The organism is Zhongshania aliphaticivorans, assembly GCF_902705875.1.
In the GTDB taxonomy this organism is placed as follows: Bacteria; Pseudomonadota; Gammaproteobacteria; order Pseudomonadales; family Spongiibacteraceae; genus Spongiibacter; species Spongiibacter aliphaticivorans_A.
Map to the genome: position 1 here is coordinate 158,248 of NZ_CACSIK010000004.1, position 23,531 is coordinate 181,778.

At 48.5% G+C, this 23,531-nt stretch carries 19 protein-coding genes; 10 read left to right on the forward strand and 9 right to left on the reverse strand.

Going from position 1 to position 23,531, the window contains the following annotated elements; translation table 11 throughout:
• Positions 1 to 16 precede the first annotated feature (16 nt).
• Positions 17 to 943: a branched-chain amino acid transaminase gene (locus AELLOGFF_RS17600; protein ID WP_159270313.1), complete on the forward strand. Its 927-nt coding sequence runs from the start codon at positions 17 to 19 to the stop codon at positions 941 to 943.
• A 42-nt stretch (positions 944 to 985) separates the two neighbouring features.
• Here AELLOGFF_RS17600 and AELLOGFF_RS17605 read toward each other — a convergent pair whose 3' ends face one another.
• Complete coding sequence (locus AELLOGFF_RS17605) at positions 986 to 1,381, reverse strand: hypothetical protein (RefSeq protein WP_159270314.1); 396 nt, start codon at positions 1,379 to 1,381, stop codon at positions 986 to 988.
• A 297-nt stretch (positions 1,382 to 1,678) separates the two neighbouring features.
• Here AELLOGFF_RS17605 and AELLOGFF_RS17610 point away from each other — a divergent pair, with 297 nt between their 5' ends.
• The 4 genes from AELLOGFF_RS17610 to AELLOGFF_RS17625 all read left to right on the forward strand — a co-directional run bounded on the left by AELLOGFF_RS17610 (position 1,679) and on the right by AELLOGFF_RS17625 (position 6,110).
• Complete coding sequence (locus AELLOGFF_RS17610; protein WP_159270315.1) at positions 1,679 to 2,998, forward strand: glycosyltransferase family 4 protein; 1,320 nt, start codon at positions 1,679 to 1,681, stop codon at positions 2,996 to 2,998.
• Positions 2,985 to 3,701 carry a class I SAM-dependent methyltransferase gene (locus AELLOGFF_RS17615; protein WP_159270316.1) on the forward strand — a complete coding sequence of 239 codons (717 nt, stop codon included), beginning with the start codon at positions 2,985 to 2,987 and terminating at the stop codon, positions 3,699 to 3,701. The genes AELLOGFF_RS17610 and AELLOGFF_RS17615 overlap by 14 nt, the downstream gene beginning before the upstream one ends.
• Complete coding sequence (locus AELLOGFF_RS17620) at positions 3,698 to 4,783, forward strand: prenyltransferase (RefSeq protein WP_159270317.1); 1,086 nt, start codon at positions 3,698 to 3,700, stop codon at positions 4,781 to 4,783. Before AELLOGFF_RS17615 ends, AELLOGFF_RS17620 begins: the two co-directional genes overlap by 4 nt.
• Before the next feature lie 289 nt (positions 4,784 to 5,072).
• The gene (locus tag AELLOGFF_RS17625) at positions 5,073 to 6,110 is read left to right on the forward strand and encodes an NAD-dependent epimerase (RefSeq protein WP_159270318.1); all 1,038 of its coding nucleotides are present in this window, start codon (positions 5,073 to 5,075) and stop codon (positions 6,108 to 6,110) included.
• Here the strand turns inward: AELLOGFF_RS17625 and AELLOGFF_RS17630 are convergent.
• Positions 6,107 to 6,832, reverse strand: coding sequence for a 3-deoxy-D-manno-octulosonic acid kinase (locus AELLOGFF_RS17630; protein ID WP_159270319.1), 726 nt, complete (start codon positions 6,830 to 6,832; stop codon positions 6,107 to 6,109). The genes AELLOGFF_RS17625 and AELLOGFF_RS17630 overlap by 4 nt on opposite strands.
• A gap of 283 nt (positions 6,833 to 7,115) precedes the next feature.
• On the opposite strand from AELLOGFF_RS17630, the gene AELLOGFF_RS17635 reads away from it, so the two are divergent.
• Positions 7,116 to 8,024 (forward strand): glycosyltransferase family A protein, encoded by a 909-nt coding sequence (locus AELLOGFF_RS17635; RefSeq protein WP_159270320.1) that lies wholly within the window; start codon positions 7,116 to 7,118, stop codon positions 8,022 to 8,024.
• A gap of 153 nt (positions 8,025 to 8,177) precedes the next feature.
• Here the strand turns inward: AELLOGFF_RS17635 and waaA are convergent, their stop codons facing one another.
• Positions 8,178 to 9,497, reverse strand: coding sequence for a lipid IV(A) 3-deoxy-D-manno-octulosonic acid transferase (gene waaA, locus AELLOGFF_RS17640; protein ID WP_159270321.1), 1,320 nt, complete (start codon positions 9,495 to 9,497; stop codon positions 8,178 to 8,180).
• A 380-nt stretch (positions 9,498 to 9,877) separates the two neighbouring features.
• Between waaA and AELLOGFF_RS17645 the strand changes: the two genes are divergently transcribed.
• Positions 9,878 to 10,534, forward strand: coding sequence for a hypothetical protein (locus AELLOGFF_RS17645; RefSeq protein ID WP_159270322.1), 657 nt, complete (start codon positions 9,878 to 9,880; stop codon positions 10,532 to 10,534).
• A 179-nt stretch (positions 10,535 to 10,713) separates the two neighbouring features.
• Here the strand turns inward: AELLOGFF_RS17645 and AELLOGFF_RS17650 are convergent, their stop codons facing one another.
• The 6 genes from AELLOGFF_RS17650 to argH all read right to left on the reverse strand — a co-directional run bounded on the left by AELLOGFF_RS17650 (position 10,714) and on the right by argH (position 19,762).
• Positions 10,714 to 11,571, reverse strand: coding sequence for a hypothetical protein (locus tag AELLOGFF_RS17650; RefSeq protein ID WP_159270323.1), 858 nt, complete (start codon positions 11,569 to 11,571; stop codon positions 10,714 to 10,716).
• Positions 11,564 to 12,661 (reverse strand): polysialyltransferase family glycosyltransferase, encoded by a 1,098-nt coding sequence (locus AELLOGFF_RS17655; RefSeq protein ID WP_159270324.1) that lies wholly within the window; start codon positions 12,659 to 12,661, stop codon positions 11,564 to 11,566. The genes AELLOGFF_RS17650 and AELLOGFF_RS17655 overlap by 8 nt, the downstream gene beginning before the upstream one ends.
• A 52-nt stretch (positions 12,662 to 12,713) precedes the next feature.
• On the reverse strand, positions 12,714 to 13,745 hold the full coding sequence (locus tag AELLOGFF_RS17660) for a polysaccharide pyruvyl transferase family protein (protein WP_159270325.1): 1,032 nt from the start codon (positions 13,743 to 13,745) through the stop codon (positions 12,714 to 12,716).
• A gap of 241 nt (positions 13,746 to 13,986) precedes the next feature.
• Entirely contained in the window at positions 13,987 to 17,100 is a 3,114-nt protein-coding gene (locus AELLOGFF_RS17665; RefSeq protein WP_159270326.1) for an efflux RND transporter permease subunit, read from the reverse strand.
• Positions 17,101 to 17,103: 3 nt separating this feature from the next.
• A complete protein-coding gene (locus AELLOGFF_RS17670) occupies positions 17,104 to 18,156 on the reverse strand; it encodes an efflux RND transporter periplasmic adaptor subunit (protein WP_159270327.1) in 1,053 nt (350 codons plus the stop codon).
• 205 nt (positions 18,157 to 18,361) lie between these two features.
• On the reverse strand, positions 18,362 to 19,762 hold the full coding sequence (argH, locus tag AELLOGFF_RS17675) for an argininosuccinate lyase (protein ID WP_159270328.1): 1,401 nt from the start codon (positions 19,760 to 19,762) through the stop codon (positions 18,362 to 18,364).
• 195 nt (positions 19,763 to 19,957) lie between these two features.
• Between argH and AELLOGFF_RS17680 the strand changes: the two genes are divergently transcribed.
• From AELLOGFF_RS17680 to AELLOGFF_RS17690, 3 genes are all read left to right on the forward strand, one after another.
• Positions 19,958 to 21,601, forward strand: coding sequence for a hypothetical protein (locus AELLOGFF_RS17680; RefSeq protein WP_159270329.1), 1,644 nt, complete (start codon positions 19,958 to 19,960; stop codon positions 21,599 to 21,601).
• Between the two features lie 99 nt (positions 21,602 to 21,700).
• Positions 21,701 to 22,792 carry a sensor histidine kinase gene (locus tag AELLOGFF_RS17685; RefSeq protein ID WP_159270330.1) on the forward strand — a complete coding sequence of 364 codons (1,092 nt, stop codon included), beginning with the start codon at positions 21,701 to 21,703 and terminating at the stop codon, positions 22,790 to 22,792.
• Positions 22,789 to 23,523 carry a LytR/AlgR family response regulator transcription factor gene (locus AELLOGFF_RS17690; RefSeq protein WP_159270331.1) on the forward strand — a complete coding sequence of 245 codons (735 nt, stop codon included), beginning with the start codon at positions 22,789 to 22,791 and terminating at the stop codon, positions 23,521 to 23,523. Before AELLOGFF_RS17685 ends, AELLOGFF_RS17690 begins: the two co-directional genes overlap by 4 nt.
• The last annotated feature ends 8 nt before the right edge of the window (positions 23,524 to 23,531 follow it).

Here is a 23,531-nt window from a genome sequence, read left to right on the forward strand (position 1 = left end):
TGAGGAGTAAGACGCGATGTCTATGGCTGATCGTGATGGCCTGATTTGGTTTGATGGTGAAATGGTTCCTTGGCGTGATGCGCGGGTTCATGTTTTAACGCACACGCTGCATTACGGAATGGGTGTGTTTGAGGGCGTGCGAGCGTATCAAACAAAAGATCAAGGTACCTGCATATTTCGTATGCAAGAACATACTGACCGTTTATTCCGCTCTGCACATATTATGCGTATGGACATGAACGTGACGAAAGAGCAGGTCAATGAGGCGCAACGTGCGGTTGTTCGTGAAAATGGCTTAGAGGAAGCGTATTTGCGCCCCATGTGCTTTTACGGCTCAGAAGGCATGGGTTTACGTGCTGACAACCTTAAAATGCACACCATTGTTGCAGCATGGGACTGGCCTAGTTATATGAGCCCTGAGGCTCGTGATATGGGCATAAAAGTACGTTGCTCATCTTACACGCGCCACCACGTAAATATTTCTATGTGTAAGGCCAAAGCAAACGGCCACTACATCAATTCGATGTTAGCGTTGCGTGAAGCCTTAGATAGCGGCTGTGAAGAAGCGTTATTGCTAGACAATGAAGGTTATGTTGCAGAAGGCAGCGGCGAGAATATCTTTATTGTTCGCAACGGAAAATTGTTTACCCCTGAGTTAACGAGCTGCTTGGATGGTATTACGCGCAATACTATTTTCGAATTTGCCAATGAACTGGGCTTAGAGGTTGAGGAAAAACGTATCACTCGTGATGAAGTATACGTGGCCGATGAGGCTTTCTTTACCGGCACAGCGGCAGAGGTCTTGCCAATTCGTGAGCTTGATGGGCGTGTTATTGGTTCGGGTTCCCGCGGTCCGGTGACTAATTTGCTGCAAAATATGTATTTTGATCAAGTTAAAGGGCGCCGTGAAGAGTTTCCTGAATGGCTGACAGCCGTACGCTAATTAGCCCCTTCATTACTTGTTGCCGCAGCTTTGCTGCGGCAGCTACTGCTTGTCTTCTTTTAGTTTGTATCTGCATTCACCGCGAATAAGTACTTCGTTTAGTACGGCGTAGTTATCCATGATTACATAGCCTGCGGGACAGTATTCTTTAAGCTTAGGGTTTTGCTCTAAATCGCGAAGTGCTTGCTGTATTAGTGATTCATTGTCTTTACTGGGCTTATCTGCGCCGTTGCCACGTCGATTCCTATTCGTTATTGCGCGTGTTTTTTCGCGAAATAAAGGTTGGCTATAAGTGAAGAGTCGAATATCGCCGGTTTTTATTGAGGAGGTAAATTTTCCTGCAGGTTTTGGCCTTTCAGGGTTGTTGCTGCAGCTTGTAAGCCCTAAAAAAACGACGAATATAAAAATATAGGGGTAAGAATTTAAGCGTCGCTGCATTATGAAAATATTCTCTATGGCGAATTTTGAGCAGTTTTGAGTTTAACATGACAAAGTCTTAATGCTAGATGATTGGCTCGTTAATCATCGTTGCTAGATTTATATCCACCTCGTGGTTAGAATCCTGTTACTACACGAACGGCATTCACCCTATTTAGTATCTTGCAGCACTAAATGTGACTCTCGATATGACCTCTGTAGCCATAAAAGGGTTCCGCATTTATAGCGCGGTGCACAGAGTTTTGAAATAGCCAGAATCCGAATAACCGTAATCACAATAATAGCGACATCGTTTTTATGCCGTCAGATTCAGCCATTGCAACCCAGTCTTCTATTCAGCCAGTCAAAGCTGATGTTACCCCTCTGAAAGAGGCGCGGCCAAGGCGGGCCCTAAAAGTATGCTTACTTGGCTATCGGAGTGCGCCTTACGGCGGTGGCCAGGGCATTTATCTTAAGTACCTAAGCAAGGCACTGGTGGACGCGGGGCATCAGGTTGACGTGATTTCAGGTCAGCCCTATCCGCACTTAGATTCGCGTGTGAACCTAATCAAAATGCCGGGGATGAATTTGTTTGAAACGGGCTTGGGCTCAATTCGTCCTCATCATCTTACGTCGTTAACGAATATTTACGAATGGATGGGCAAGCTCACAGGTGCATTCTCTGAGCCCTATTGCTTTGGTCGCCGGGTGCTGAAATATTTAAAAGAGCATGGCCGTCACTACGATATTATCCACGATAACCAGTGTTTAAGTTATGGCATGCTGGCTTTGCAAAAGCAGGGCTTTCCACTGATTACAACCATACATCATCCTATCACCAGTGATTTGAATATCGCCTTGAAGGCAGCTAATTCATGGACTGAGCGCGTACTAATTCGCCGCTGGCACAGTTTTTTGATTATGCAGCGTAAGGTGGCTCGTGAGCTGCATCATGTGGTGACAGTATCAGAGCGCTCCCGTATGGATATTGCTGCTGCATTTGATATGCAGCCTGCGGGAATTAGCTTGGTTCACTGCGGCATTGATACCGAAGAATTTAAGCCGCTCGATCATATTGTTAAGAACCCCAATCGAGTGATGGCGACGGTGTCGTCAGATCAGCCCCTTAAAGGGATGCGCTATTTGCTAGAAGCGGTGGCTGCCGTCGTACCAAAATACCCAGACCTTGAGCTGCTTTTAGTGGGAACACCAAGAGAAGACGGTGAAAGTGGCCAATTGATCCGCAAGCTGGGTATTTCAAAGCATATTCGGGCTGTTAGCGGTATTAGCACTGAAGACCTTGTGAAATATTATAACGAGGCCTCTGTGGTTGTGGTGCCCTCGGTATACGAAGGATTTGGTTTGCCAGCTGGAGAGGCAATGGCCTGTGGTACGGCGTTGATTTCTACCGACGGCGGTGCGCTACCCGAAGTCGTGGGTGATGCGGCGATACAAGTCCCAGTCCGCAATAGTGCCGCTATAGCTGAGGTTTTAGAAACCCTATTGGCATCACCGGCATGGCGGGATGAGTTGGCTGTAGCTGGCCGAGCAAGAATTGAAGAATTGTTTTGCTGGACACGCGCAGCTCAGCAAATGACGAACTACTACTGGCAGGTGATACAACGTGAAAACGGTTGATTTTCGTCATTTTAAACTTAATTCAGGCGATAAAATTTTAGATTTGGGTTGTGGTGAAGGTCGGCATGTTATTTCGGCCTATGTCGAGGCAGATGTCACCGCTATTGGTGTTGATTTGTGTTTGCGTGATTTGCAAACCGCGCAGAGTCGATTCACTGATTTCTGTGTGAATGATCAAGCTGATAGAGCTTTTGGTTTGGCTAATGGTGACGCCATGCAATTGCCGTTTGCGGATAATACCTTCGATAAGATTATTTGCTCAGAGGTCTTAGAGCATATTCCCGATTATCATGCGGTTCTGGTAGAGATCGAGCGGGTGCTTAAACCCGGTGGCTTATTCTGTGCCAGCGTGCCCAGAGCGTGGCCAGAAAAAATATGTTGGGCGCTCAGTGAGGCTTATCACAAAGTAGAGGGTGGCCATTTACGTATTTTTAAAGCCAGCGACCTGCGTAAACAAATACAGAGCTTGGGTTTTCGGTTTTACCGTCGACATTGGGCACATGCCTTGCATTCGCCATACTGGTGGCTGAAATGCGCGTTTTGGAACAACCAAGACGCTAATCCCATCATTAAGCAGTACCACCGATTTCTAGTGTGGGACTTGATGGACAAGCCACGGTTTACACGAACCTTAGAAGCTGGGTTAAACCCAGTATTAGGTAAGTCAGTCGTAATGTATTTTGAAAAGGCCAAAGTGCTATGAGTGGACTGTTTTTGAGCAAAGGCCTATTCCCAGAGGAGTTTTTTAGGCCGACGGTAGAGTTTTTGCTACGGGCTCAGCAGGCAGACGGCAGCATTCCTTGGTTTGATGGCGGCCATTGCGACCCTTGGGATCATGTTGAGTCGGCAATGGGGCTTAGTATTGGCGGAGAATACACGGCAGCAGAAAACGCTTACCGCTGGTTAAAGAATTCTCAACTTGACGATGGCAGTTGGTGGGCAGCGTATCGGGCTGGTGAAGTTGAGAACCAAGAGCGTCGTGAAACCAATTTTGTTGCGTATATTGCTACTGGTATTTGGCATCATTATTTAATCAGCAAAAACACGACGTTTTTACGTGAGATGTGGCCCTGTGTTCAAGGAGCGATTGGCTTTGTGCTCCAGCAGCAATCCTCCCATGGCGAAATAAATTGGGCGGTGAATGCTAAGGGCGAATCGATGGTTGATGCGCTTGTTACCGGTTGCTCATCTATTTATAAAAGCCTTGAATGCGCGGTGAATATTTCGGTTGTTATCGGCGACCCACGCGCAGATTGGCGAGATGCCAGAGTTGCATTGGGCAATGCTCTCCGTAACAAGCCAGAGCGTTTTGATCGCACTTGGGAAAGCAAATCTCGCTACTCCATGGACTGGTTTTACCCCGTGCTTACAGGCGCCGTGCCTGCGGCTAAAGCCGGTGCGCATTTGCAACATCGCTGGGACGAATTTGTAGAGCAGGGTATGGGTTGCCGCTGTGTATCAGACGAGCCTTGGGTGACTGTAGCCGAGTCCTGTGAATTAACTATGGCCCTGCTGGCTGCTGGCGATCACGCCCGTGCAGTGATGGTGTATAGCTGGTTACATCAGTGGCGCGACAGTCGCGGTGAATACTGGACTGGCTATCAATTTGTTGAAGACCTTTTGTGGCCAGACGAGCGGCCAACATGGACCGCGGCGGCTATTCTGCTTGCAGCAGATGCGCTCACCGAGCACACTGCCGCTCATCATTTATTTAATCAAGTTCGTCTTTTAGATGTGAGCGCGGCAAGTCGTCAACAACAAGCTGGTCGAGTACGGTCTTGGTGATTTTCTCAGTACGTCAAAAATAAGTGCCTGAGTGACGCTAGCTGGAAAGTACTTAGAAAATGGATTGTAGTTTGAGGTATAGGGATATCCGCAAGTCAATATGCGCCTGCATGCCTATTCTGCTTATACACTTTAGCGGTGTTATCTGAAAACAGATTGCCAATGCTCTACGACGAACATTATAGTTGCGGCAAAATATTACGGTAAGCTCCCTAGGCTGGCTTTCCACTTGCCCCGCCTCCCCGTAGTATCAACAAAGATTGTATTCAACGAAGGTCTGACTTTATTCATGAAGTATTTGATTACTGGCAACGCGGGCTTTATTGGTTTTCATGTTGCAAAAACACTGCTCGCGCGGGGTGATTCGGTTGTTGGCATAGATAACGTCAATGACTACTACGACACCAGCTTGAAGGAAGCGCGTCTACGTGAACTGGAAAAGGTTGCACAGCAGGGCTTCGAAGAGGGAGCAAAACCCGAATACGAATTTATACGGGCTAGTATTGCCGATAAACCGGCCTTGGATGCCTGTTTTGGGCGCCACCAGTTTGATCGAGTGATAAACCTTGCGGCTCAGGCCGGGGTGCGCTATTCCATTGAGCATCCAGAAGCCTATGTCGAAAGTAATCTGATCGGTTTCGCTAACTTGCTAGAAGCCTGTCGCAATGCCAAAACACCACACCTTACCTATGCCAGTACAAGTAGCGTATACGGCGGCAATACCACCATGCCATTCAGTGAAGATCACAGTGCAGATCACCCTTTGCAGTTCTATGCGGCCACTAAGCGTGCCAACGAATTGATGGCGCATAGCTACAGTCATCTGTTCAAGTTGCCCACCACGGGCCTTCGCTTTTTTACGGTGTACGGCCCTTGGGGTCGCCCGGATATGGCACTGTTCAAGTTCACTAGTTTGATCTTGCAGGGTAAGCCAATCCCCGTATTCAATCACGGGCATCACAGCCGTGATTTCACGTATATAGATGACATTGTTGAGGGTGTGATTAAATCTAGCGATCAAGTCGCAGATGCCGACCCCAATTGGTCGCCGGCTGCCCCCAACCCTGCCACTAGCAATGCGCCTTATCGTATTTTCAATATTGGCAATGGTAATCCCGCGCAGTTGTCAGAATATATTGATGCCTTGGAGGAGGCGCTGGGCAAGAAAGCTCAGCGCGAGATGCTACCCATGCAAGCGGGTGACATTCCTGATACCCACGCAGACACCCACAAGCTACAACAGGCGACGGGCTACAAGCCTGATACCAGTGTGCGTGAAGGCGTACAGAAATTTGTGGCGTGGTACCGAGATTACTATTCCGTTTAATCGCTATTGATGGCGCGCTGGTAAGCCGATGTAAGCGCTTGCCAGTTGTCTTCCGAAAAGCAGAAAGCGGGGTGGCGCCCTTGGAGTTTATTTAGCGAACGGTGCAGGCGGGCCACATTGGATTCTGCATCTTTGCGGGAAAGGGGGGTGCGAACTTCTCCTTTGTCAAAGTCGACCAGATAAAATTTTTCCTTGTCGGCCAGCAAAATATTGCTGGTATTTAGGTCGGCATGAAACACGTTCAATGTGTGGAAGCGCGCGATTAATGTTCCTAGTTTTCCCCAGAGCTCGTTGCTGAGCGGCTGTTCACAAAGTATTTCGGTGAGATTTTTTGAGCCCGGCACCCGTTCGGTGATGACCGCACCGCGATAGGCTATTGGAGTTATGCCGGTGCAGCACGCTGCCACGGGTCGAGGTACCGGCAGTCCTAGCTTGTGGGTGGCATCTAACATATGGAATTCTCGCCATACGCGAGTGTTTTTAAGGCGACAGTAGCGGTAAGTTTTTGCAATCCAACGTCCGATGAGACCGCCGCGATGATATTGCTTGAAAACTAGCTCCAGCCCGCCGTATTGGAACATCACAGCCGTACCCCGTTCTAGTTTCTGGCCGCCACTATTCGCATGAAGCCACTCGAGTTGAAATAGCTTTCCGCAGTTGGCATCCACTAGCTCATCATCGTAGATGACCGTAGCTAGCCCGCTTTTGAATAACCTATGCACCACGTGCCGTCCTTTAATTCTACTGGGTGTGCGCTTATTGTTATCTGCGGCGCCCCCGTTCCATGAAAGTTGTTGGTATTCTATCGTTAATCGTGTCTTCGTCCCAGCCCAGAAGTGAGCGAATGGGATAATCTTCGGGTATAATCTTTGGCAAGCGAAAAAGGGTCGGCTACCCTTATTTCAGGCTCATCAGGTTCCGCTAGCCACTAATTATCATGCATGGGGACCAACTGAGTTGGCTGACTATGCTTGCCTTGCCACCCACCGTATACAAGATAACGCCATGCCGAATACTCTCAATCCCGATTCAAAGAAACATTGGTCGGATTTTATCGTTAGTCGATTTCTGCGCCTCGCCGCCAGCGGCTTAGTGCCTGCCTCCCTATTCCAAAAGCCGCTGCCAAGTAAAACTCAGCGCGCAGCGCGCAGCGGCAATTTGAATATTGAAATTGTCAGCCACTGCTGGCAATACTCGCACTTTCTAAGTTATCAGTTGAGTTCTTTAGTTCTCTTCCCGCCGACTAAAGCCACGGTAACGATGACGGTGTATTACAACAGTGAAGACAGTCGGACAGCGGCCGTTCTCGAATTTTTTGCAAAACAGCAGGTACCGGGTGTGACTTGGCACTGGTGCGAACTGCCGAAAGAATCCTTGTTTCGCCGTGCTATTGGCCGGAATCAAGCGGCTTTAGCTACCAAGGCAGACTGGATTTGGTTTACCGATTGCGACTTGATGTTTCGTCAGCACTGTTTAGACCAATTGGCAGAATCGCTGCAAAGTCGCAACGACTGCCTAGTTTTTCCTCTGCGTGAGCGCATCACTTCGCTGCTGGAAGACGACGACCCAATGTTGAATCTCGATCCTAAGGATTTGCAGGTCATTGATATCGATGATTCCCTATTTATCGAACAAACCCGTGACCGCGCTACTGGCCCACTTCAGATTGCCCACGGCGATACCAGTCGCGCAGGAGGCTATTGCAATAGTTTAACTTACTATCAGAAGCCCGCCGCGAGTTGGTGTAAAGCCCATGAAGATCGCGCCTTCCGCTGGTTGTTAGGTACCCAGGGCGAGCCATTAGATATTCCCGGGGTATATCGAATTCGCCATGTCAGCAAAGGCCGCTATACAGGCAGCAAGCTAAACACACAGTTACGCAGCGGTGTTCGCAAGGCCACAGATAGGCATTAACACTCGCTCGAGTTTGTTACTTAGTACTAGCTAGGTGGTTTCATTTATAAAATGGGCTAAATGCATTGCGCATTTGGCCCTTTTTGTGTGGTGTAGAAAAAGAGGGCCTTTGTTGGGGTCTATTGCAGTCTGGCTCACCGATGCCAATAGACCTTAGGAGATATTGCTTGGCACCAGCGCTTCAATTTCATCCACTGTGCGCGCTAGGGCGCCATTGTTTCGTGACACCACTTTCTGCGCTCTGTCTCCAATGGCGATACGCTCATCTTTGTCTTTGAGCCAAGCAGCTACTTTATTGGCAATCTGTTGAGCGGATTCTGCGACGACTAGGCCGCCGGATTCTTGAATCAAACTGGATACTGTACTGAAATTATGTAGGTGCGGCCCGCTGACTGTAGGTACTCCCCAGGCGGCAGGTTCGATCATATTGTGCCCACCGATGGGTACCAAACTCCCCCCCATAAAGGCGACATCGCAAGCGCCGTAAAAATACAGCAGTTCACCCATGGTATCGCCTAGCAACACCTGAATGTTGGCATCGGGAGCAATGCCCTCGCTGCGGCGCACGGTATTCAGGCCTCGCTGACGGCATAGTCGAGCCACATTGTCAGAGCGCACCGGATGCCTTGGAACCAAGACTAATAGTAAATCGGGGAAGCTTTTGCGCAGAATGTCATAGGCATCTAAGACCTGCTCTTCCTCTCCTTCGTGGGTACTTGCCGCTAGCCATACTTGCCGCTTAGTTTGGTTACGCCATTGGCTGGCAATTGTTTGCGCTTCATTGATTACATTGGTGTCGAGATGTAGGTCGAACTTTATATTGCCCACGGTATTAATCCGTGCTGCAGGCACGCCAAGAGTGACAAAGCGCTCTGTATCTGCGGGGTACTGGGTGAGTACTCGACTGAAGTGGCGCAACATATTGCGGCTCAGGGCGGAAAAACGGGCATAGCCCTTGGCGGATTTGGCACTTAGGCGGCCATTTACAAGAACGGTAGGTATATTGTGTTTATAACAAGTTGCCAGCAGGTTCGGCCATAGCTCGGTTTCTATAATCAACAAAATATTCGGTTGTAAGGTGTTAATAAACGGGCGCAGAAATTCGGGTAAATCGAAGGGTATGTAGTAGTGGAGTAAGCGTTCGTTTAGAACGGGCTCTAGGGCTTCACGTACCCGCTGAGACCCAGTTGGGGTTGTGGTTGTCACCAACCATTGCCAATGCGGATGGCGTTCGGATAGGGCTTTTATCAATGGAATGGTGGCCAGGGTTTCACCAACCGATGCCGAGTGTATCCAGACTAGCGGCGCGGGGCTATTGTCAGGTGCGTTAGTGATATTTTCGCGGGAGTCCACTAGGCCAAAGCGCTCACGCCAGCGACTACGATACGTGGAATCAGTTCGTCCGCGCCGCCATAGATGCAAAAGCATCAGTGGCAAGGCTAGACGAAAACACCAAGTGTACAAAATGTGCATTAATTCAATACCAGCTTGGGGGTTTGTTGACGATTCGCTTTCACCCCTAATATCCGATTATGATCGGAGAGATCCTTTAAAAGCCTTATCAAAATGATAGGTGGCGTCAAAGATAACAGTTTTTTCAAGTCGCCAATTCTAACAGGAGGTAGCAAATATAAATATGCTATCTGTCTCGATCCAGAAAAAAGCTGACTTTGCATTAATGCCGATTTATGCAAAAACCACTGTCGATCAGAGAATGATAAGTCCAGGGGGATAAAGCGTTTTGAGTAGAAATTAATTGCTGATTCTGGCTAAATGCAGCGGTGATAAATTGACTCGGTGATGTTCTCGGAGAGATACCAACGTCTCAACAATAGCCAATACTAGTACTCATTATGAAATTTTCTCGTTCTGTTAAACCATCGCGCCAACTGCCAATTACTGTAAAGCGATATAATACTTTAGTGATTGATACCCATGCCAAAAAAGCTTGGCTTGATGGCAAAAAACAACCGCTAAATCTCGGCCGCTGGATGTTTTATTTACCGCGCGAGCAACTTAAGTGTTTTCACGCGACCGAGGGTATGACTGATTGCATACATGCCCTGCGGCCAAGCGAATTACAATTACTCAATACTGAGGCCAAAGTTGGCCGTTACACCATGGGCGAGTGGTCGCTAGCACTCCAAACCCCCATTAATCGCCGTTTGGCGGAAATATGGGTCGTCAGCGCGCGACTGTGGCAGGCAGGGCTAGGGCCTCAGCCACTGGGTGTTGTTAGGGTTGATCAGGTTACCCGCGATGGTGAGAATGTCGGGGCAAGCTGTGGGATTCTCAAACAAAATGTGGCGAAATTACCGAGAAAGTTAGATTGCCGAATTGAGCATATTCGCGATGCTGGTGTTCAACCCGATAAAATCTTGAGTTGTGTCAGGCAGCAACGCCGAGGTTATGTGATTGATTTATGTTCGGTGGTTGGCTGCCAGCCTAGCAATGCTGAAAATGAGGTTACAGAATTACTGACGGCCTTGAATGGAAGAGAAAAACGATGAAAGCTTATTACAATTGCTTGAGAAAACACTCAAAACACCAATTAATGAGAATTATCATTCCTTAACAAAAACTCGGCTTTTGAATGCGCTATGGTTGGTGCCATACATTGATACCCTTAGTCCTCTTGGTATTTGAGTGTAAGAGGAATGAGGGTGTTTTGGTTTACTGACTTTCTAGCTTACTTATTCGTGGTACTGATAAAACGATCGAATACCTGCAAGGCCTCATCTTCGCTGAATAAACCGTTGGTAACATTTGGCCAATGGCTTACGTCGTTTCTTTGTACTACCACGCTTGAACCCGGCTTACTGTTAAATACAACTGGGATACGTTCCAAGCCCAAGGCAAGAAGCGAGACATAGCGATGGTTGCCTTTGTGGCATACCCACACCCAGTCGTTTTCTGACACCAGAAATTGCCCCGTCAAGTGCCCGTGCATATAGGGTAAATAGCCATTTTTTAGTATCAATTGGTGGGTTTTAACGTGCCGTTGGTATTCCAACTCACCCACACCTTTTGATACCGGCCCGTAGAACTGACATCCATAATCTACATTGGCATCAAGTCCGTAGCGTTTAGGATACTTGTAGCGTAATCGCCGTTGTTGGGCATCCATATTACGCCAGTTGCTTTGATCAGCCGCAGCCCACCAGGGTAAAACCGCTGCATCCGGATGTAATTTAGAGGACTCACTATCGGCTAAACCGAGTACCACCGCCATAGATTGCGGTTGAAAGCTCGTATAATGCCGTTCCATTGCTGAGCCGGCGAAGTGCTGGTGGCCTTGATCGAACTCTCGCAAGGTTTGTACAAAGGGGTTGTTCTTGGGGTGTAGGCCCAGCAGGCTCGAACGGGTTTTGTCTCTGGGCACCAAGAAGACATCAGGTTTATTGGTAGAATTTTTTAGGTTTTGGTATTCGGCAGGGCTTTTTGTTGCAAGGTCGATTTCTGTACTTTGTTTGCGCCGGCCTTGTTCTCGCCAGAGGGTAAAGCGGTTAGATACGGAGCGTTGTGCCGGGCTATAAAAATCATCCATTGCTAGGGTTGGCGCCTTTGGTTTTTACAGGGGCAAGTTGACTTGCCAATTCTTCCATTGCCACGATGGGTATATCTAGTTTTTGGTAAATCTCAGCTAATTTAGATGAGGCGTCTTCATCTTGTGCTAAAGCAAAGATCGGCATAGTGGGGCGCAGCCATTTCGCGGTTAACAACACCGAAGACACATCGCCAACAATGGCGCATTCAGCGTTGAGTAATGGCACTAATAACTCCATCCCTACGCTGCTATCTAATACTTGAAAACCGGGGAAGGTTTCGCTGAGAAGTTCAGGCTTGCTAATACGGGGGTGGGGCTTAATCGCCATTTGATCAAGGGAAAACATAGTTTTAAGTTGCGTGGCAAGCTCGGCGTAACGATGGCGTTGTTTAATAAAATACGCTTCATAGGGTAGTGTCAGCACTAAGCTCACATGATCAAGCAGTGTTTGTTGATCCTTATCTAGGGCCGCGATAGTGCGAGCCATATCTAAGAATTTCTCATCGCTGAAGGCGGCAACATCGATGGGTAACAAGGTTTTTTCCTTCAGGCGCGGATGAACCAAATCAGGAAATGCCACGCAGGCGGTCGCAATCCAAGGTGATGAGCCGGTAGTTAAGGCATTCTTCCACAACTCTCCGTATAGCAACTTTTTAAGCAAGGGATCGATATAGCGATGCTGAATGGAATGCATAGACTTGTGGCCAATATACGTTACCGTGCCTTCATCCATATAGTAAGCATCGGGTTTTTTACCCTGGGTTACTAGCCAATACATGGCAGATTGAAACTCAGGTCTGCGGTCGTTGCCAGTATAAATGGCGACTTCTTGTTGATCGCCAAATAAGGTTTGATAACTCGCAAACCAGCTTTTACGCGCCGTAATATTAAGCTTGCCGGTACGCTCTGCCAGGTAGGCTACCTTGCCAAAAATGTCAGATGATTGCTCTGCAGCACCGCCGTATTTCTTTAAAAAGGTTTGTGAGCCGGGCACCATAACTGCAATATTAAGATCATCTTGGTGTTGCAGAGCAATACTGCTGGCCACGCAGAAATGCAAGGGAGAGGAAATAAAATAATAACGATGCATTAATTTCTCAGTTTATCAATCTAGCGAACACATGGATTCAACGTGTTGAGTCTCAGCTGCATACACCAACAACATGATCAAACATGGCTTCAATTTGCGCTTTGGCCTCAATATTAAAGGATTTAACGCACTCAGTGTAATCTGAATATTGCTCGACCACCTGCTGCAATTGAATTTTAAGGTTCCCTGGGCGTGAATTGTCGAATTTAAATAATGCTAGCGGCAGGCCGACTTCCTCAATCAAGGCTTCACTTTTATGTGAATTAGAAGAAACCAGAAGCATAGGCACCTGTTGCTGTAAGGCAAAGCACAAAGCATGGTAGCGTGCGGCACAAACACCGCGATACGATGCTAAAGACTGCAAAAACTCATCACCATTGTTAGTCGCTTTAGCCAACACTTTATAGCGCGCTGGCACATTGGTGTTCACACGTTCAAATAACCACGGATAAAGAGCCGACTTCAGTTGCCTTCCCCAATCTCGGCTGCCTCGGGAAAAGCTCGGTTTCCTTGTTAGTAGCGTTCTAAATTCACACTCGGGATCGGCTTGGCAAATCGACAAGGCTTTTTCATCCCACTCCTTTAGAACTGAGTCTGTAATCATGTAGCGTGAACGCTGGCTATTAGAGTAATCAGGGTAGTTATAAAAGGTAAGATCCGGCGCATAACCCGCTTCGATACCCATGGCAACAAGTTGAGCTTGGCTGCGTCGATCACGGGTAAAAACGGCAGAGAATTGTGAAAGTAAAGGCCGCCACTGCTCGGGATCGTTGTCTTGCCATAGAGCGTTGAGTAAAACAATTGGTCGTTTTTTGCACAGCAGCCCCATTATTTCAAACAAGCGATTGGTATTGCGGCTGTTGTGGTGTAGCGAACCTTCGCCATTGACCACTATCAAATTGGCTTCGGCAATGGCATTGCGGTGTTGTTTAAGATGTTGGGCTTGGGCGCTAACTGGCAAAGAACCACTGCACTGCCAGCCGCGTTTCTCCATGGCTAAATGAAGATTCGCCATTACTCGCCAGCCGCCATGGTGATTATCGTAGCGGGTGTCGTTGACAACAAAATAGGTTTTTTTCGACACGTCTAATTGCCCTTATGTACATGGTATTGATTGTACACAAAACCACTCTTGAGCTCGATTAATCAACCTTATCGGGGGTGCCATTGAGATTGTGTGGGTGTTCTGTCGCTTAGATACACTCTATCTTGATGAGTTTGTGAATATGTACGGCCATTAATCAGGGGGTAGTAACTTGGGGCATTCCAATATGGCACTCTGATTAGAGCCGTGCCATATTGGTTGGTAGGTCAGTGCTTTTAACCTAGTCGTTTTTCTCTTTGTCTTCAGTCACCGCCAGTTGAGCCTCAAGTTGCCTTGATACCGTGTGGGGTGACTTGGTGTTTTTGGCTAAAAGGCGATATGCCATTGGAATGACAAATAGTGTTAAGAATGTTGCTGAGCTAACCCCAAAGACCACGACAATACCGATAACATAGCGTGATTCGCTGCCGGGTCCTGACGATAATATTAATGGTACTGCCCCCATAATGGTGGTGAAGGCGGTCATTACAATGGGGCGTAAACGCTGGCGAGCAGACTGTAAAACCGCATCATCAAATGCTAATCCTTGATCACGTAATTGGTTGGCAAATTCCACCAATAAAATACCATTCTTAGCCGCTAAGCCAACCAGCATAATAAGTGCAATTTGGCTGTAAATATTTAGACTTTGCCCACTTAGGTAAAGTCCGGCTAGGGCGCCAGCGATGGCAAGTGGGACGCTAAGTAGAATAATAAAAGGGTGAATAAAGCTTTCAAACTGCGCTGCAAGAACCAGAAATACCACGAGTAGAGCAAGGGCAAAGGTAAAGTACACCGCGTTTCCGGCTTCACGATAATCGAGAGATTCACCTTTGAAATCAATGGTTGCATTAGGGAAGTTGTCTGCGGCAACTTTTTCTAGGTAGGTAAGGGCTTCACCAAGTGAGTAACCATTGGCTAGGTTGGCATCGATAGTGATTGCGCGTACTCGGTTATAGCGATTAAGTACGGCGGCATCGCCTCGTTCCTGCAGGCTGACAAGGTTGCCAAGCGGGATTAGGGTGCCGGTAGTTGCCGAGCGAACATAGATATTACTTAAGTCCTCTGGGCTGTGCTGAGAGCTGGGTTCGCCTTCTAGAATAACGTCGTATTCTTCGCCGCCCATCATAAAGGTTGTCACCCGCCGCGAACCAAGCAAGGTTTCTAGGCTGCGGTTTATTTCGCTGGCATCGACACCCAGTGTGGCAGCGCGATCACGGTTTATGGTGACAGCAAGTTGCGGTTTGGTTTGGCGGAAGTCGCTATCAATACCCAGTAAGCCGGGGTTGGTTTTCGCTTCTTTAATGAGTAGATCAGACCACTTGGCAAGGTCTTGGTAATTACTGCCGCCAATGACAAATTCCACTGGTTTACTGAAGCCGCCACTCAGGGATTGGGGCAAAATGGGGTACACGCTCAAACCCGTAAAGCCATTCAATCGCTGGCGAATTTCGGCAACCACTTTGGTAACGTTTTCTCGCTCACCCCAGGGACTAAGAACGATAACGCCATTCGCTTCGTTGTAGATGTCTGCACCGCCTCGGCCACCGGGTGCGCGAAGCAATAGGCGCTTAACAATGCCGGCATCAACCATGGGCATTAGGCGTTTTTCTATTTCGCCTAGTTGTCGAGTAACATAATTATAAGAGGCACCTTCAGGGCCACGAATGACCAAAAACATCACGCCGCGGTCTTCTTTAGGTGCAAATTCTGTGGGGACTTTTTGAAGGAAAAAGCCGCAGGCACCAATCGTCATGGCAACGGCAAGGGCGGCGATGATGGAGTGTTTCATACTGCCGGCTAAAAGTTTGCCGTAGCGGCTTTCCATACGGTGAAGAAGGCCTTCAACAAAATTACCTAGGCTGCCGTGGATGGCATCTTTACGCAGTACTTTAGAGCAAATCACCGGTGACAACGTCAGGGCGACAAGGCTTGAGAACACTACCGCAACCGCCATGGCGACGGCAAACTCGCCAAATAAGCGGCCCACATCACCATCGAGAAAACTAATGGGCACAAATACTGCAACGAGAACGGCTGTGGTTGCAAGGACGGCAAAGCCAACTTGGCGGCTGCCACGGTAGGCGGCAACAAGGGGTGGCTCGCCGTTTTGGAGGCGGCGATGGATATTTTCCAGAACAACGATACTGTCATCTACGACGAGCCCGATGGCGAGCACGAGGGCGAGTAGGGTAAGTAAGTTAATGGTGTAACCGAGTGCGTATAACACCGTGAATGTCGCAATTAGCGAGACCGGAACCGTAACGGCCGGAACCAGCATTGCGCGAAAATCACCTAGGAATAGAAAGATAACGAGCACAACTAAGACGGCGGCAATCGCCAAGGTGCTGTAAACCTCAGATATGGCACGGGCTATGAACACTGAGCTGTCAAAACTAGAGTGCAATTCAATGCCATCGGGGAGGGATTGGCGAATTTTGATGACTTCAGCGCGAACCGCTTCAGCTACGGCAAGGGTGTTGGATACGCTTTGTTTTACTACCCCTACACCGACCATGGGTATACCGTTACCCTGGAAGGATTGGCGATATTCGGCAGCGCCCAGCTCCACTCTGGCAACGTCACCCAATCTGGTGAGATAGCCTTGTTCGTCTCGCTTTACGACGAGGCCTTCAAAATCTGGAGGGCTGAGGTAGTGGCGATTAATTTTGACGACAAAGTCACGCTCTAGTGACTGCAAGGTCCCGGCGGGAAGCTCCACATTTTCACGGCGCAATGCGTTTTCAACATCGCTCACGGTGAGTTGACGAGCAGCGAGTGACTTTCGGTCTAGCCAAATTCGCATTGCGTATTCTGGGCCGCCACTGATGCGTACTCGAGCAACCCCGTCGAGCACAGCAAGGCGATCGACAATATGACGTTGAGCGTAATCAGCAAGCTCTAGAATATTATGCTGCTCCGACGATAAGTTGTGCCACATAATGACTTGTTCGTCGGCATCGGTTTTCTGAACCTCTGGCGGGTCGGCTTCTTCTGGGAGGTCTGCAACAACCCTTGCGACTCGGTCGCGTACATCATTTGCTGCGGCATCCACATCCCGAGATAATTTGAATTCAATATTGATGGAAGAAAAGCCATCGCGGCTACTTGAGTTAATGGACTTGATGCCCTCGATGCCGGCAATGCGTTCTTCAATAATTTGGGTGACGCGTGATTCCACTACTTCCGCAGAGGCACCGACATAAATTGTGCTAATGGAGATAATAGGCGGGTCAATATCGGGGTATTCCCGTAACGCTAATCTATCAAAAGCTAGCAAGCCAAAAGCCACTAATAACAGGCTAATTACAATGGCAAAGACAGGGCGTTTTATGGCGGTGTCAGAAAGCAACATCGGTTAGTTGCTCCCTGTTGTGTTGTCCGCAGACAGGGTAACCGTTGCGCCGGGTTGCAGGGTCGCGTAACCCTCGTAAATGAGTTGTTCTCCGGCACTGACGCCATTGAGAATTTCAACAAACCCCGGCTTTCTAATACCGAGCTCTACTGGACGACGCTCCGCTTTTTGTTCGTCAGTTAAGATCCAAACATAATGCTGAAGCTGTATGCTTTGCAGTGCAGACTCTGGGGCCATGATAGCCTCATGCTCGTCGGTAATTAAGGACACCAGCATGAGCATGCCGGGCTTTAGTAGCTTATTAGGATTGTTAATGAGTGCACGGGCGGTGATGCTTCTATCTAGTGGGTTAATGCGAGTAGCAATGGCCGAGATGGTGGCATTAAAGTCTTGTTTCAAGGCTTCGCTGTGGGCAACCACGGTTTGCCCGGTGGCAATGGCTGAGATGGCGAGGCTTGGCAACTGAAAGTCTAGGCGCATAACGCTGATGTCGTCTAGGGTAGTTATGCTCGTGCCGGGGCTCACGAGTGCGCCGGGGCTGAGAAGCCGCAAACCCATTACGCCGCTGAAGGGCGCTCGAATATTTCGTTCGGCAAGTAGTGCTTTTATTTCCTCAATTTTGCTCTCGGCGCGGAGCTTGGCCGTTTGTCGTTGATCGTATTCTGTTTGTGCCGCCGACTGTGTCGCAATTAAGCCTTGCAGGCGGCTTAGCTCGCGTTCTTGTTCTGCTAGGTCAGCCTTTGCGGAATTAAGCTGCGCATTTTCTACATCTTGCTGTAGGGTAATTAATAATTGTCCAGACTTGACGGTGTCACCGTCGTTAAAGTGCAGCGCGGTGATTTTTTCAGTCACATTACTGCTGATATCAATAGACTCTTTAGCGAGTAGTGTTCCCAGCGCTTGAACGTGATTTTGTATGCTTTCTGTTTTTAATGTGCTTACTTTCACGGATGGTGGTGGCTTGCTTACGGCGGTGGCATTGTCAGCTGGGCTGCAGGCAGCAAGAAAAATCGCGATGCTGCCAATAGCCAGCAATTTATAGTTTGCGCTAATCAAGACTGCACTCCATTGTGTGTATGTTAGTTGCGGGGAAGAGGGGTATAGACCCTTAATGTAACGGTTGATTCACTCAAAATCACTTTTTTATGAATTAAACTTACTGGGTACATTCTTGGTGCGAAAAAGCGCACTCAGCAAGTGCGTAAAGCATTGCCGAGGTGCGTTTAAATCTCTCTATATACTACAAGCTAGTATGTGTTTTTTAGCTGCGATTGTTTATACGGTTTTCAGCGCGCTTAGCTGCGCTAAGGACTTGTTCCGGCGCAGTGCCGCCAATGTGATTACGCGCATTCACTGAGCCTTCCAAGGTGAGTACGTCAAACACATCGGCACTGATATCACTGCTGAATGTGCGCAATTCATCTAGCGTCATTTCAGATAAATCTTTGTTTTCTGCAATGCCATAGGCAACAGATTTACCGACGACCTCATGGGCATCCCGAAAAGGCAGGCCTTTGCGAACCAAGTAATCTGCTAAATCAGTAGCCGTAGAAAATCCTCTCATTGCCGCTTCGCGAGTCACGTCTTCGTTAACGGTAATGGCGGGTATCATATCGGCGTAGGCTTTTAGGCAGTCTTTTACGGTGTCAATAATATCGAATACAGGTTCTTTATCTTCTTGATTATCTTTGTTGTAGGCCAGCGGTTGCGACTTCATCAGGGTGAGTAGGCTAATTAGGTGGCCGTTTACTCGGCCTACTTTGCCGCGGATTAATTCAGGAACATCCGGGTTTTTCTTTTGCGGCATGATTGACGAGCCCGTGCAAAAGCGATCTGGTAGTTCAATAAATTTAAATTGTGCAGAGGTCCAAAGCACTAGCTCTTCACTAAAGCGAGAAAGGTGGGTCATCAGCAGGCTGGCGGCGCTGGCCAGCTCAATGGCGAAGTCACGGTCGCTGACAGAGTCTAGGGAGTTTTCTGTTGGGCGATCAAAGCCGAGAAGTTCTGCGCTGTAATGGCGGTCAATTGGATAGGTGGTGCCGGCAAGTGCGGCGGCGCCAAGTGGGCACTGGTTTAAGCGAACGCTGCAGTCTTGAAAGCGGCTGTAGTCGCGCTCTAGCATTTCATTCCAGGCCAGCATGTGATGACCAAAGGTGACGGGCTGTGCAGTTTGTAAATGCGTGAAGCCGGGCATAATCGTGCTGGCTTCTCGTGTGGCCAGCTCAACTAAGCCCTGTTGTAGACGACTAAGTTCTTTGTTGATGAGAACAAGCTCGTCGCGCACGTACAGACGTATATCGGTGGCAACTTGGTCGTTACGTGAGCGACCAGTGTGTAGTTTTTTGCCGGTAATACCGATTTTGTCAGTTAGACGTGCTTCGATATTCATGTGCACATCTTCAAGGCTAACCGACCATTCAAACGAGCCCTCAAGTATTTCTGCGCGTATTTCTTCTAAGCCACTCTGAATGTCTTTAAGTTCTGCCGCTGTTAATACGCCGACTTTTTCAAGCATGGCCGCGTGGGCCAGCGAGCCATTAATGTCGTGATGATAAAGACGTTGATCAAAACTGACTGAGGCTGTGAAGCGCTCTACAAATTGGTCAGTGGGCTCACTGAAGCGACCGCCCCAAGGTTTGATGCTTGCTTCTTTATCACTCATTGCATTGTGTTCCTGTATGACTAATTGGCCTAGCGTGGTTGAGTTTATGACCCACGATGGAAAAGCTCGCCATTATAGCAGTTTTCCTGTGTTTCGCGCGCAGGGATTGGGTTGCCACTGGAGTGGTTAATACAGATGTCACAATCGCTAACCATACTGGCGAGCTTAAAAACGTCTGTTATCCGAGGAAGCAAAATGAGTGATGTCACGTCTCCCCGCGCCAAACTCGTCGAAATGCTTTGGCAGCTTAAAAAGACTTACGACAAGCAAGGTGATAAGGGCGTACGTTATATTCACTTTAATACCTTGTTGAACGACCCCGCATACCGCAAAGAACTCATCGATCAGGCTGCTATTAGCAGTAATCCTGATATTCAAGATCTGGGTTTGGCGTTGCTTAAAATCAACACAAATACCGCGCTTACTAATAGCCGCCACGAGCGTTCACCGGTGGCGGTTAATCCTGATATTGCAGAAACCGTAGGCTATAAGTCTGAGCGGGCAGAAAAGCCACCGCAGGGTTCTGGCCGCCAAGTGTTGATTGGTGTTGCCGCTTTGGTGTTTATCGCAGTGTTGGTGATGGCTATTTTCAGCGGCGATATTAAGAAGGCCATGGCGGGTAAGGAGGTGGTAAGTGGTTCTTTACGCGGTGAGCAAGTGTGGACCAGTGATAAAACGTGGGTGCTAGACGGTATTGTTTACGTTGAGGCGGGAGCGAGGCTTGTCATCGAAGCCGGTACGGTCGTTCAAGGTCGGCCCGGCAGTGCCTTATTAATTACTCGCGATGCACGTATTTTGGCGCGGGGTACGGCAGTAGCGCCTATTGTATTTACCAGCTCTGTTGCCGCTGGCAAGCGTCAAGCCGGTGACTGGGGTGGCGTAGTGCTATTAGGAAATGCACCTGTTAATTCAGCTGATGCTCAAATAGAGGGCCTAGATGCGGGTGATACGCGCGGTATGTTTGGCGGTAGTGATGTCAGCGACAACTGCGGAATTTTGGAATACGCACGTATAGAGTTTGCCGGCTATGAAGTGTATGCCAATAGCGAGCTAAACGGCCTTACGCTCGGAGGCTGTGGTAGCAAAACGATTATTCGCAATGTGCAGGTGCATCGCGCTTTAGATGACGGTATTGAGATTTTTGGTGGGACGGTAGATATGCGCCATATTCTCATAACGGGTGCGGCTGACGACTCCTTGGATTGGGATATGGGCTGGACTGGCCGTGTTCAGTTTATGCAAATTCAGCAATATGCCGGTATGGGCGATAATGCGATTGAGGCGGATAATCGCGAGGGTGCCTACCAGGTTGAGCCAGTATCAGAGCCCACGCTCTATAACGTGACTTTGCAGGGCATGAATAGCGATGAAAAATATCAGCGTGGTATGACGCTGCGCCGAGGCACCGGTGGTCACTTTCATAATATGATTATTACTGGTTTCTCTGGTGAAGCTATTGATATTAAGGATATTGAAACCGTGGCTCGGATTGAGGAAGCCAAATTAAGTTTCGGTGGCTTATTAATCAGTGATATTGGCGTTAACGGCAGCCGCTTTTTTGCTGAGGAGCTTGGCGAGCAAGATGACGATGGCGGTTTGGATGAAGCGATATATCTGTCGCCGTCAGCCAGTTTTAACGATAGCCCGCAATTTTTAATGCCGAACAAGCGTGAAGCTAGCCCAGATTTTCGGATCGCTGCGTCATCGGCTGCCAAAGATAATGCGGTTGCTGTTCCACAGGGCGAGTTTTGGGATGAGGCGGCCAATTATCGCGGGGCGATGCGGCCTGGTGCCAGCCCTACCTGGGCTGATGGCTGGACCGCTTTTCCAGAAAAGTAATTCCATGTGATTTCATTGCACCACTGAGCGGATTGCTTCGGCGTATCCGCTGTGTCTACAGCCTGCTATGCTTTACAAAACAATTGTAGGGTGTGTGTCGTGTTGGCGGGTAAAAACAAAACACAGCTAAATTCAACATTGCCTGAATCGGCACCGCGAGTATCGTTTATTGGTGACCTAAGCAGTCCGCAATCCCTATTGGTGATGGTGCTGTTAGGTTCGCTATTGGCGATTATGTACACCCTTCTAAAATCAGGCGTGCAGTATTTTGACTGGGTACTGCTTGGCCTCTCCGGTATGTTTACCATCTGGTGCTTGCTGGGTGCTGCGTTTATTTTGCATTTGTTAAAACCTGTTTTTAATAGATTAAGCACCGCGGCAACGGCGAGTTGCTGCTTTCTTATCTGTTTGCTTTGGGTCTCCTGTGTCGCGGTATTGGGGCAGTGGTTTATCCATGGCAATTTGCATGGTGTCACGTGGATATTCGACGGCTGGGCTATCCTTGAAGTATTAATTGTGGCCGCCGTGTTGCTGGGTGTGGGTATTCGTTACGCGTATATAAGTTTGCAGTATCGACTGCGTGAGCAAAGTAGTTTGCATGCCCGCCTAGATGCTTTGCACGCAAGAATTCGCCCGCACTTCTTATTTAATAGTTTAAATAGTATTAGTAGCTTAATTAGCTCTTCACCCGAAAAAGCGGAGCAGGCCGTCGAGGACTTGGCGGCGTTGTTTAGAGCAAATTTACAAAATGGTATGAGTATTGTGAGTTGGTCTGAGGAGCGTGACTTGTGTGAACGCTATTTACGTATTGAGCGCTCACGTTTAGCAGAAAGGTTGCAAGTAAATTGGCAGCATACTGATTTAGATGGCGATGTACTCGTGCCCTCCTTGTTGTTACAGCCCTTAATAGAAAATGCGATAGTCCATGGAATACAGTTATTACCTGCGGGTGGGGTGGTAAATATAGTGGCTTTCAAGAACGATGACATGATTGAAATAGAGGTGAAAAATCCCGTGCCGACAGCACTTTCTAGTGGAGATGGTAATGGCATGGCTAGTGAGAATATTCGCCTGCGCCTGCAGGCCCTGTTTGGTGATCGCGCGAATTTTAGTGGCCAATTAAGTAACGGCCAATATCGGGCAAAAGTGGTATTTCCAGCATTAAATGCAAGTAGCGAAGGCCTATTATGAAGGTACTTATTGTTGATGATGAGCCTTTGGCCCGACAGCGGGCAATACGCTTAATGCAGACCTTAGACGATATTGAAATTGTTGGCGAAGCTGCTAATGCAGAACAGGCAATCGTAGAGATAGATAGGCTTGAGCCCGACGCATTATTACTCGACATTGCTATGCCTGGAATGAGTGGTATTGAATTGGCGCAACGCTTAGCTGAGCGTGAGTCGTCACCGGCAATCGTGTTTTGTACAGCTTATGATGAATATGCGATTGCTGCATTTGATGCGCAAGCGGTCGGTTATCTATTAAAACCCATTCAGCGAGACAAGCTAACGGCGGTATTTGGTCGACTTTCTCGGCTTAACGCTGCGCAAATAGCTGCGCTAACGGCACTGGCCCCTGCGGCTCAACGCACCCAGCTTGCTTCCAACGGGCCGCAGGGCGTGAGCTTGCTGCCGATCGCGGTGGTACGTTATTTTCACGCCGATAACAAATATGTCAGCGCAGTGCATCCGGGAGGGGCGCTGCTTATTGATGATAGCCTGCGTGACCTTGAAGAGGAGTTTTCAGGGCAATTCATAAGAGTTCATCGCAATGCTCTAGTGGCGCTTAAATACATACAAGGTATTGAGCGTCAGGGCGTTAATAGCTATCGCGTGCTGCTGCAAGATATCGAGCAGGGGCCAAAAATTAGTCGGCGTTATTTGCCGGCTATACGGGCGCGCCTAGCTAACGGCATATAGTGAACGCC

Excerpts from the sequence above, each read along its gene's own strand:
- AELLOGFF_RS17650 (WP_159270323.1), bottom strand. The coding sequence starts at position 11,571 with ATGGATGATTTTTATAGCCCGGCACAACGCTCCGTATCTAACCGCTTT.
- AELLOGFF_RS17680 (WP_159270329.1), top strand. The coding sequence starts at position 19,958 with ATGAGTGATGTCACGTCTCCCCGCGCCAAACTCGTCGAAATGCTTTGG.
- AELLOGFF_RS17635 (WP_159270320.1), top strand. The coding sequence starts at position 7,116 with ATGCCGAATACTCTCAATCCCGATTCAAAGAAACATTGGTCGGATTTT.
- AELLOGFF_RS17690 (WP_159270331.1), top strand. The coding sequence starts at position 22,789 with ATGAAGGTACTTATTGTTGATGATGAGCCTTTGGCCCGACAGCGGGCA.
- AELLOGFF_RS17625 (WP_159270318.1), top strand. The coding sequence starts at position 5,073 with ATGAAGTATTTGATTACTGGCAACGCGGGCTTTATTGGTTTTCATGTT.
- AELLOGFF_RS17655 (WP_159270324.1), bottom strand. The coding sequence starts at position 12,661 with ATGCATCGTTATTATTTTATTTCCTCTCCCTTGCATTTCTGCGTGGCC.
- AELLOGFF_RS17620 (WP_159270317.1), top strand. The coding sequence starts at position 3,698 with ATGAGTGGACTGTTTTTGAGCAAAGGCCTATTCCCAGAGGAGTTTTTT.
- waaA (WP_159270321.1), bottom strand. The coding sequence starts at position 9,497 with ATGCACATTTTGTACACTTGGTGTTTTCGTCTAGCCTTGCCACTGATG.
- AELLOGFF_RS17645 (WP_159270322.1), top strand. The coding sequence starts at position 9,878 with ATGAAATTTTCTCGTTCTGTTAAACCATCGCGCCAACTGCCAATTACT.
- AELLOGFF_RS17600 (WP_159270313.1), top strand. The coding sequence starts at position 17 with ATGTCTATGGCTGATCGTGATGGCCTGATTTGGTTTGATGGTGAAATG.
- AELLOGFF_RS17665 (WP_159270326.1), bottom strand. The coding sequence starts at position 17,100 with ATGTTGCTTTCTGACACCGCCATAAAACGCCCTGTCTTTGCCATTGTA.
- AELLOGFF_RS17610 (WP_159270315.1), top strand. The coding sequence starts at position 1,679 with ATGCCGTCAGATTCAGCCATTGCAACCCAGTCTTCTATTCAGCCAGTC.
- argH (WP_159270328.1), bottom strand. The coding sequence starts at position 19,762 with ATGAGTGATAAAGAAGCAAGCATCAAACCTTGGGGCGGTCGCTTCAGT.
- AELLOGFF_RS17605 (WP_159270314.1), bottom strand. The coding sequence starts at position 1,381 with ATGCAGCGACGCTTAAATTCTTACCCCTATATTTTTATATTCGTCGTT.